The 9484-nt window shown below is 74.3% G+C and carries 10 protein-coding genes; 5 read left to right on the forward strand and 5 right to left on the reverse strand.

Annotated elements, in window-relative coordinates; genetic code table 11:
- A partial coding sequence (locus tag VR45_RS22430; RefSeq protein ID WP_045941610.1) for a cellulose-binding protein occupies nucleotides 1-661 on the forward strand: 661 nt, incomplete at its 5' end.
- A 79-nt stretch (nucleotides 662-740) separates the two neighbouring features.
- Here VR45_RS22430 and VR45_RS22435 read toward each other — a convergent pair.
- Entirely contained in the window at nucleotides 741-1082 is a 342-nt protein-coding gene (locus VR45_RS22435) for a hypothetical protein (RefSeq protein WP_052709289.1), read from the reverse strand.
- Entirely contained in the window at nucleotides 1079-1879 is an 801-nt protein-coding gene (locus VR45_RS22440; RefSeq protein ID WP_045941611.1) for an alpha/beta hydrolase, read from the reverse strand. The genes VR45_RS22435 and VR45_RS22440 overlap by 4 nt, the downstream gene beginning before the upstream one ends.
- A 92-nt stretch (nucleotides 1880-1971) precedes the next feature.
- Here VR45_RS22440 and VR45_RS22445 point away from each other — a divergent pair, with 92 nt between their 5' ends.
- Together VR45_RS22445 and VR45_RS22450 are read left to right on the forward strand one after the other, a co-directional pair.
- Complete coding sequence (locus VR45_RS22445; protein ID WP_045941612.1) at nucleotides 1972-2976, forward strand: ABC transporter ATP-binding protein; 1005 nt, start codon at nucleotides 1972-1974, stop codon at nucleotides 2974-2976.
- Between the two features lies 1 nt (nucleotide 2977).
- Nucleotides 2978-3742, forward strand: coding sequence for an ABC transporter permease subunit (locus VR45_RS22450; protein WP_045941613.1), 765 nt, complete (start codon nucleotides 2978-2980; stop codon nucleotides 3740-3742).
- A 33-nt stretch (nucleotides 3743-3775) separates the two neighbouring features.
- Here VR45_RS22450 and VR45_RS22455 read toward each other — a convergent pair whose 3' ends face one another.
- A complete protein-coding gene (locus tag VR45_RS22455) occupies nucleotides 3776-4099 on the reverse strand; it encodes a hypothetical protein (RefSeq protein ID WP_030392768.1) in 324 nt (107 codons plus the stop codon).
- Between the two features lie 228 nt (nucleotides 4100-4327).
- Between VR45_RS22455 and VR45_RS22460 the strand changes: the two genes are divergently transcribed.
- The gene (locus tag VR45_RS22460) at nucleotides 4328-5635 is read left to right on the forward strand and encodes an LLM class flavin-dependent oxidoreductase (protein WP_078896742.1); all 1308 of its coding nucleotides are present in this window, start codon (nucleotides 4328-4330) and stop codon (nucleotides 5633-5635) included.
- Between the two features lie 107 nt (nucleotides 5636-5742).
- On the opposite strand, the gene VR45_RS22465 is transcribed toward VR45_RS22460, so the two are convergent.
- Nucleotides 5743-6135 (reverse strand): SCO5389 family protein, encoded by a 393-nt coding sequence (locus VR45_RS22465; RefSeq protein ID WP_045941614.1) that lies wholly within the window; start codon nucleotides 6133-6135, stop codon nucleotides 5743-5745.
- Between the two features lie 508 nt (nucleotides 6136-6643).
- Between VR45_RS22465 and nucS the strand changes: the two genes are divergently transcribed.
- Nucleotides 6644-7303 carry an endonuclease NucS gene (gene nucS, locus VR45_RS22470; RefSeq protein ID WP_045941615.1) on the forward strand — a complete coding sequence of 220 codons (660 nt, stop codon included), beginning with the start codon at nucleotides 6644-6646 and terminating at the stop codon, nucleotides 7301-7303.
- Between the two features lie 17 nt (nucleotides 7304-7320).
- Here the strand turns inward: nucS and VR45_RS22475 are convergent.
- Nucleotides 7321-9484 (reverse strand): hypothetical protein (locus VR45_RS22475; RefSeq protein ID WP_045941616.1); only part of this gene is annotated, 2164 nt, incomplete at its 5' end.

Genomic DNA, 9484 nt, shown 5'->3' on the forward strand with positions numbered 1-9484 from the left:
CGAGGAGGCGCACCGCGCCGCCGAGCAGCACCGCGAGCTCGCCGAGGCCGCCGCCCAGCAGGTCCGCACCGAGGCCGAGAACTACGCCAAGGACCGCAAGGCCAAGGCGGAGGACGAGGGTCTGCGGATCGTCGACAAGGCCAAGAGCGACTCCGCCCAGCTGCGCGCCGAGGCCAACAAGGACGCGCAGAACAAGCGCGAGGAGGCGGACGCCCTCTTCGAGGAGACCCGCACCAAGGCCGCCCAGGCCGCGCTGGAGTTCGAGACCAACCTGGCGAAGCGCCGCGAGCAGTCCGAGCGCGACCTGGCCGCCCGTCAGGCCAAGGCCGAGAAGCGGCTGGCCGAGATCGAGCACCGGGCCGAGCAGCTGCGCCTGGAGGCCGAGAAGCTGCGCACCGACGCCGAGCGCCGCGCCCGCCAGACCGTCGAGACGGCCCAGCGCCAGTCCGAGGACATCGTGGCCGACGCCAACGCCAAGGCCGACCGCATCCGCAGCGAGTCCGAGCGCGAGCTGGCGGCGCTCACCAACCGCCGCGACAGCATCAACGCCCAGCTGACCAACGTCCGCGAGATGCTGGCGACGCTGACCGGCGCGGCCGTGGCCGCCGCCTCGCTGCCGAACGACGACACCATGGGCGTGCCCGCCCAGCAGTCGCGCTGACGCACCCCGCGAGCCACGACGGCCCCCGCCCCTCCCGGGCGGGGGCCGTCCGGCTTCCCGGGAACCGCCGGGCGGTCCCCTAGGGGTTGTCGGACAACCCGTAGCGCGGGTAGGCGCCGTCCGGCCGCTGGTGACCGTGGCTCAGCTGGTTGCCCTCGTCGTCCGAGACGGTGCCGAACCACGAGGTGCACCAGACCGACACCGAGTCCGGCCAGTACTGCACCTCGAACGGGTGCCCCGGCCCGTAGTCGCCGTACGAGGTGACGATGAACGTCTCCCCCGGGCGCATCCAGTAGTCCTCCCCCAGCGGCTCCAGGGTCAGTTCGAGCAGCCCCTCGCCCCGGTTGGTCAACGGGATCCGGCCCGTCACCTCCAACGCGGAGAAGTCCCAGCCGCCGGCCTCCGCACGTTCCTCCCTCATCCCGCCGCCACCACCCGCTCCAGCAGCCGGCGCGCGACCGCGTCGAACGCCTCCGGCGCCTCGATCGCGCTCAGGTGCCCCACCCGGGGCAGCACGGTCAGCTCGGCGTCCGGCAGCGCCCGCGCCATCGACTCGGCCTCGGTGACGGGCATCAGCGCGTCCTCCGCGCCCGCCAGCACGGCGGCCGGCACCCGCACCCCGGCCAGGACGTCCAGCCGCTCCGGGCGGGCCGCCATGGCCCGCTGCGCCCAGGCGACGGTGGCCGGCGGGGCGGCGGCGATCATCCCCTCCACCCGGTCCACCAGGTGCTGGGAGTCCGGCCCGAGCTGGACGGCGGCCATCCGCTCGTCGAGCAGCAGCCGCACGCTGTCCCGGGCCAGCACCGCGGCGGCGATCCGCTCCCGGTTGGCCCTGGCCGGCTCGGGGTCGGCGGTGGCCTTGGTGTTGGCCAGCAGCAGGCCCGCCAGCCGGTCGGGGTGGCGCTCGGCGAAGGCCAGCGCCACGTACCCGCCCATGGAGAGCCCGCCGAGCACCGTCCGGTCGATCCCGGCGGCGTCCAGCAGTCGGGCGACGTCGTCGGCGACGGTGTCCAGCGAGGGCTCCTCGGAGCCCAGCCCGGCACCGCCGAAGCCGCGCTGGTCCGGGGCGATCACCCGGGCCCGGTCCCCGGTCGGACCGGGCAGCGCCTCCAGTTGGGCGGACCACATGGCGGCACTGAGCGGAAAGGCGTGCAGCAGCACGAGGGGAGTTCCGGTACCGCTCTCGCGGACCGACACTGCGGAGGGGAGCTGGGTCATGGGGCCACCGTATTCCGGTGCGCCCGGCGGGCCCACTCAGCGGGCCACCTTGTCCGCTTTGTCATAGCCTGACGGAGAGTAAGGGAGCAGCGATGATCGAGTTGCACGACCTGACCAAACGTTACGGCAAGACCCTGGCCGTCGACCGGCTGAGCTTCAAGGTCCCGCAGGGCGTGGTCACCGGGTTCCTGGGGCCCAACGGTGCCGGGAAGTCCACCACGATGCGCATGATCCTCGACCTCGACCGTCCCACCGGCGGCCGGGTCACCATCGACGGCAGACGATACGGACAGCTGAGCGAACCGCTCAAGTACATCGGCGCGCTGCTGGAGGCCAAGGCCGTCCACCCCGGCCGTACCGCCCGGGACCACCTGCTCTGGCTCGCCCAGAGCAACCGGATCCCGGTGCGCCGGGTGGACGAGGCGCTCGCCCTGGTCGGCCTCACCCCGGTCGCCCGCAAGCGGGCCCGCGGCTTCTCGCTCGGCATGGGCCAGCGCCTCGGCATCGCCTGCGCGCTGCTCGGGGACCCGGAGATCGTCATGTTCGACGAACCGGTGAACGGGCTCGACCCGGAGGGCATCCTCTGGATCCGCAACCTCATGAAGCGCCTCGCCGCCGAGGGCCGGACCGTCTTCGTCTCCTCCCACCTGATGAGCGAGATGGCCGTCACCGCGGACCACCTGGTGGTCATCGGCCGCGGCCGGCTGCTGGCCGACCTGCCGATGGCCGAGTTCATCCGGCGCAACTCGCGCTCCGCCGTCCGGCTGCGCAGCCCGCAGCCCGAGCGGCTGCTCGACGCGCTGGCCGGCGCCGGACTGCGGCACGAGGCGGGCCCCGCGGGCTCGGTCGAGGTGGTCGACGGCGACCTCGCCGCGCTCGGCGAGCTGGCCGCCGCGAACGGCGTGGTGCTGCACGAACTCAGCCCGCAGCAGGCCTCGTTGGAGGAGGCGTTCATGCAAATGACGGCCGACGCGGTGGAGTACCACGCCGGCGACGGGCCGGGCCGGGACGCGGCCGGCGCACCCGGCGTCTGGGGCGCCGACTGGAAGGGCGGGCCGGCGGGGCAGCCGGCCGCCCGCGGCACGGAGGAGAACTGAGATGGCGTCCTTCCCCGCGGTCCTGCGCTCCGAGTGGACCAAGATCCGCAGTGTCCGCTCGACGATCTGGACCCTCGCGCTGACCTTCGTGGTCACCCTCGGCGTCGGCGCCCTGCTGTCGCTGCTGACCAACAACAACTTCGAGGAGTTCCGCAGCGACAACACCCCGTTCGACGCCACCGGCACCGCCTTCTCCGGCATCCTCCTCGGCGAGCTGGCCATCATCGTCTTCGGCGTACTGGCGATCGGGAACGAGTACAGCAGCGGGATGATCCGGGTCACCCTGGCGGCCGTCCCGCAGCGCGGCACCCTGCTCACCGGCAAGGCCGTGGTGCTCGGGGGGCTCGCCCTGGCCGTCTCGCTGGTGACGGCCTTCCTGACCTTCTTCACCGGCCAGGCGCTGCTCGGCGACCACTCCACCTCGCTGGGCGAACCGAACGTGCTGCGCGCGGTGTTCGGCGCCGCGCTCTACCTCACGATGCTCTGCCTCTTCTCGGCCGGGGTCACCACGATGCTGCACAACCAGACCCTCGCGCTGGGCGTGCTGGTGCCGTTCTTCTTCTTGCTCTCGCCGATCCTCTCGGCGGTGCCGGGCGCCAAGACCGTCGCCCACTACTTCCCCGACTACGCGGGCTCCCGGATGCTGCTGGTCTACGAGCAGGAAGGCCAGCCGTACGGGCCGTGGGCGGGCTTCCTGATCTGCCTGGCCTGGACCGTCGCCGCGCTGGTCGGCGGCGCGCTGGTGCTGAAGCGGCGCGACGCCTGAGCCGGGCGGGGCGTCAGGACCGGTCGGTGCGGGTCAGTAGCGGGGAGCGCCGCGGCCGCGGAGCAGGTTCGAGGCCCGGCGCTCCCGAGCGCCCCAGCAGGCCCGGTGCCAGTGCCGCCGGTCGTCCACGCCCGCGCCGTGCAGCGGCCACGCCACCAAGTGCCCCGTCCCGGGCGGGATCTCCTGGTCGCAGCCCGGGCAGCGGTAGTGCCGTCCGGCCGTCCCGGCGACCGTCTGCACCACCCAGTCGTCGCCCTGGTAGCTCTCGGTCCGTCGCATCGAGCTGCCCATCGGGGCGGCCGGCTCCGCCCGGTCCGGTTCGGCGGCGCTCTTGATCCGGTTGCGTCGGGGCGACACGTCGGGCTACCTCTCTGCGGGGTGTCGGGAACCGTTCCAGCGTACGGCCGCTCACTGCCCGGGTGGGCCACTATCACGGCATCGGAGGATGATCGGCTGTTTCCCGTGAGATCCACCCGATTCTCTGGGAAATTGGTGGTTCGGCGTGCCATTGGCACATGACATGGGCTACTCACGAGGGGACAGGCGGGGCCCGCAGACCCTGCGCGCACCCGAGGAGGCCTCACCATGACCCGAACCAGCACCCGCGCCGAGACCCGCCGGCCCGTCGGTGTCCGCCCGCCGGCCCCCGGCCCGGCGCTGACCCCCACCACCGTGACGGCCGCCGCCGGCACCCCGCTGCCGGCGGACCGGCGCACCGGCGCCGCCACCGCGGACACCGCCCCCGTCCAGGTCGGCGCGTTCCTGCTCTCGGCGCAGTTCCCCGGCCAGACCCACGGGGAGGCGCTCGACCGCACCGTCCGCGCCGCCGTCGCGGCCGAGCAGGCGGGACTCGACAGCGTCTGGCTGGCCGAGCACCACTTCGTCCCGTACGGGGTCTGCCCCAACGCCGCCACCCTGGCCGCACTGCTGCTCGGCCGGACCAGGCGGATCGGCATCGGCACGGCGGTCAGCGTGCTCTCCACCACCCACCCGGTGGCCCTCGGCGAACAGGCGGCGCTGCTCCACCTCACCTCCGACGGACGCTTCACGCTCGGGGTGGGGCGCGGCGGCCCGTGGATCGACCTGGAGGTGTTCGGCGGCGGTGTCGACGCCTTCGAACGGGGCTTCCCGGAGCGGCTCGACCTGCTGCTGCGCTGGCTGCGCGGCACCCGGGTGGGCGCGGCCGGGCCGCAGTTCACCTTCCCCGAGGTCGCCGTGGTGCCCCGGGCCACCGAGCCGCCCCGGCAGCCGGACCTCGGCGCCTGGCTGGGCCTCGACGACCGGACCGGCACGCTGCGCTTCCCCCGGCAGCGCCAGGACGCCGACGGCTCCGCCGAGGAGCTCACCGCCACCGGCCGGCCGGTGGCCGGCCCGCCGATGGTGGTCGCCTGCACCTCGCCCGGCGGGGTCCGCACCGCCGCCGAACGGGGTCTGCCGATGCTGCTGGGCATGCACTCCGGCGACGAGGACAAGCTGAACATGCTGGAGCTCTACCGTTCCGCCTGGCTGGCGGCCGGGCGCGGCGAGGAGCAGCTGCGGCGGATCACCCGCCAGCACGTCGCGGCCGGGGTCGCCCAGGTCGACGACCGCGCCTCGACGGCCCGGGCCACCCTGCTGCGCGCCATGCCCGGCTGGTTCGAGTTCGGGCTCGGCGCCCACCGCACGGTGGACGGCCGGGAGCGGAAGATGCGGGACCCGCACCAGTACACCGAGCTGCTCTGCGACCTGCACGCGGTCGGGACCCCCAGGCAGTGCGCGGACCGGCTGCTGGCCACCGCCGAGCGGACCGGCATCCGCCGGTTCGCGCTGCTCGCCGAGGGCAGCGGCGACCGGGAGGCCACCCTGCACAACATCGCCCGGATCGGCTCCGAGGTCCTGCCGCAGCTGGGATGACACCCGGCTGCCGGGCCCCCCGCGACGGGGCCCGGCGGCCACCCGGAAACGACAGGCGAGCGGGCGACCCCCGCCCCGAGGCCCCACAGACGAGCGGGCGACTACGACTAACAGTCCCGGAGTTCGTCGGACTGGTTGAGGAGTTGCTCACGGACCGAGGTGAAGCGGTCGTACCGCTTCTTGTTGGCGGAGGACGGTCGGAAGACCGCCACCCGGTGACAGTTCTGGAAGGCGAGGCGGACGCCGAAGTGCCGTTCCAGGGCCCCCCGGATGGCGTCGCTGGCCAGTGCCCGCAGGAGCTGGCCGCGGGCCTGCTCGCTGGGCGGCGGTACGTGGTTGTCGGCGAAGTCGGTGCCGTCGACCTCGGCCCGGGCGACCAGCGAGCTGATCAGCTCCCAGGCGTACGGCAGGGAGACGCGGACGCAGTCGACGAACTCCCGCTCGTCGACCTCGTCCCGCGCGGCCTTCTCCAGCAGGGCCGGTGAGACGTCGAGCGACATGGATTCTCCTCTCGCGGTCCGCCCACGCGGCGCGCGGGCGGTGATGCGTAGTCCAAGTCAGAGCTGAGGGTGAGGGTGCAGGCGCGTCTGTGTCCGGAACACCGTCGGACGGGTGTGACGCCGTCGGACGACCGTGTTTCCGGCAACACGCCAGGCAGGGGCGCCGCTGGTCCGTCGAGGGACGCGGCCGGGGCGCCGCCCGCTCAGAACAGCGTGGCAGCCAACGACGGACCAGACCGGTGGTTCCGGCGGATTCCTCCGGGAATACGCCCCCATGCGCCGGATTGGCCGGAACCTGTCGGATCGTTCATCTGAAGTCTCCATCCCCGTTGACAGCGCTCCCGCAAGCAAGCCGTCACACACCGTAGCTGTCTATGGTGATGGCCGCCAGGGTGCCGACAGGCTTTGACGGGATCGCAGGGCATCCATCGTGGCGGGGTTCGCGGATTCTTCACCCCGTCGTCGTGGAATCGCATCAACTGGCCCCGGTGGGCTAGCGTGGTCGACCGTGCGTCTCGTAATTGCCCGCTGCTCAGTCGACTATGCCGGTCGGCTCTCCGCCCATCTGCCCTCCGCCACCAGGCTCATCCTGGTCAAGGCCGACGGCAGCGTCAGCATCCACGCCGACGACCGCGCCTACAAGCCGCTCAACTGGATGTCCCCGCCGTGCGTCCTCAAGGAGGCCGACGGGGTCTGGACGGTGGAGAACAAGGCCGGCGAGAAGCTCATCATCACGCTGGAGGAGGTGCTGCACGATTCCTCCCACGAACTCGGGGTGGACCCCGGACTCATCAAGGACGGTGTCGAGGCACACCTCCAGGAGCTGCTCGCGGACCGGATGGAGGTGCTCGGCGCCGGCTGGTCGCTGATCCGCCGCGAGTATCCGACCGCGATCGGCCCCGTGGACATCCTGTGCCGCGACTCCGACGGCGCGACGGTCGCCGTGGAGATCAAGCGGCGCGGCGAGATCGACGGCGTCGAACAGCTCACCCGGTACCTGGAACTGCTCAACCGGGACCCGCTGCTGGCCCCGGTGAAGGGCATCTTCGCCGCGCAGGAGATCAAGCCCCAGGCCCGCGTGCTGGCCACCGACCGCGGCATCGGCTGCGTGGTGCTGGACTACGACGGGCTGCGCGGCATCGACGACGACAAGCTCAAGCTGTTCTGACCCCCCCGGCCGGCCGGTCAACCGGCCGGCGAGGACGCCGGAGTGGACGTCGTCGGGCTCGTCGAGCCCGACGGCGTCGTCGTATCGGTGGGGGTGGGGGTAGGGGTCGGGCTCGGGGACTGACTCGCCGTCGGGGAGGTCGTGGACGGGGGCGGGGGCGTACTGGGGTCCCCGGTCGGCTGGGTACCGCTGCCACCGGACGTCCCACCGCCCCCGGTACCACCCGTGCCACCGCCCGTACCGCCCCCGGTGCCGCCCCCGGGGGGCTGCGGCGGGTTGGGGGCCTGGGTCTGCGGCGGAGTGGTGCCGGTGCTCGCCCCCGGGCTCGGCGAACCGCTCGGCTTCTTCGAGGCCGAGGCCGAACCCGAGGCCGACGGCGAGCCGGAGGGCGTCCGGGAGGCGGTGGCGCCACCGCTCGACGGGGTACCGGCCGCCGACTGCTCCAGGACCGGCCCACCCGTCGCTCCGGTGGCCGGCAGGGTGACCGGCGAGGAGGCCCCGGAGGCCGTCGGCCGGGGCGAGGAGGGGCGCGGCGAGGTCTCGGCACCGGGCAGCGTGGAACCGTCGTCGCTGCTGCTGTGCGGGTCGTTGCCGCGGTCCTCCCCGGTCACCGTCAGCCCGACCGCCGTCCCGAGCACGCCCAGCGCCAGCACCGCCGCCGAGGCGGCGACGACCGCCCGCCTGCTCCGGCCGGGACCGGCCGCCGCGGCGGCGCCGATCCGCAGCGGCACCCGCGCGATGGCCCGGATACCGGGCCTGCGGACCGACGCCGAGCCCGCGGACGCCGCGGCCGACAGCTGGCGGCCCTCGGCCCGCAGCAGATCGAGCATCCGGCGCGCCCCGGCCGCCCCGCGCACCTCGCCGAGCGCGGACCGCAGCGTCAGCGCGGCCTCCAACTCGGTGACGGCCCGCCCGGGTTCGTGGACGCAGAGGGCGTACACGCCGAGCTCGTGGTGGAACCAGGCCTCGTCGGCCCCGGCCCCGGTCCGCCGGGCCGCCTCCAGGCCGAGCTGCAGCGCCCGCTCCCAGGCCCCCCAGCGCAGCGCCAGGGCCAGGGCCGGGGCCGCCGCCCGGGCCAGCCGCCGCACCGAGTCGTGCCGCCCGGCGGCCCGGTCGGCGAGCAGCACGCCGATCACCACCTCGGCCTCGGCCGCGATCTGCGGCAGCGAGACCGAGGAGTGCCCGACCCACCAGGAGAAGTGCTGGGCGGCACCGTCCACGCTGTCCCGGGCCGGCCAGTGCGGGGCGAGCAGTTCCAGCGCCCCGGCGGTCAGCCGGTGGTGGCCGCCGATCGAGACCGCGAGTCCGGCGTCGGCGAGTTCGGCGAGCGCGCTCTCGCCCTGGCCGACGTCGATCAGGGCGGGCAGGTGCGGGGCGGTCGGGCACTCGCCGCCGAGGGCCACCGAGAGCCTCAGCACGGCCTGCGCGGTCTCGCTCAGCCCCTCGGCCAGCCGGACGGCGGGGAGGGTGGACTCGGCGACCGAGGGCAGCGGCACGGTGCCCCGCAGCGCCGCCTCGCGGACCGCCGGGTCGGGGTCGTGGACGGGCTCCCGGACGGCGCCGAAGACGTCCATCCGGTCCTCCTCGGCGGCGACCAACGCGTCCACCGCGACGTCCCGCTGCCGCAGCAGCGCGGCGGCCTGGACGAAGCGCAGCGGCAGGCCCTCGGACTCGAACCAGAGGTCCACCGCCCAGGCCTTCTCGGCCGCGTCCAGGGGCCGTCCGGCCAGCCGGGCGGCGAGGGCCAGGCAGGCCTGCCGGGAGAGGCCGGCCACCAGGTGGTCCTGGAGCCGGGAGTCGGCCGGGAGCAGCGGGCCGTCGGCGGCGGAGGAGATCAGGAAGGCGCAGTCGGGGGCGGTGGCGAGCAGCGCCTCCAGTTCGGCGCCGTCGGGTTCGACCTCGTCGATGACGACGATCGCGCCGACGCCCGCGAGGTGCTCGGCGAGCTGGCCGGGGTCGGGGCGGAAGCCGGGGGCGTGGTGGGTCGCGGCGAAGAGCTCCTGGAGCAGGTCGGCGGCGGTGCGCCGGTGGCCGCGGAGCTGGACCACGCCGCCGGGGGCGAGGTCGCCGGCGGCCGCGGCGACGGCCGACAGCAGGGTGCTGCGGCCGGAGCCGGCCTGGCCGACCAGGCGTATCGAGCGCCCCTCGGCGAGCAGGCCGAGCAGTTGGGCGATGTCGGCT

Source organism: Streptomyces sp. NRRL S-495, assembly GCF_000966955.1.
Classification (GTDB): Bacteria; Actinomycetota; Actinomycetes; order Streptomycetales; family Streptomycetaceae; genus Kitasatospora; species Kitasatospora purpeofusca.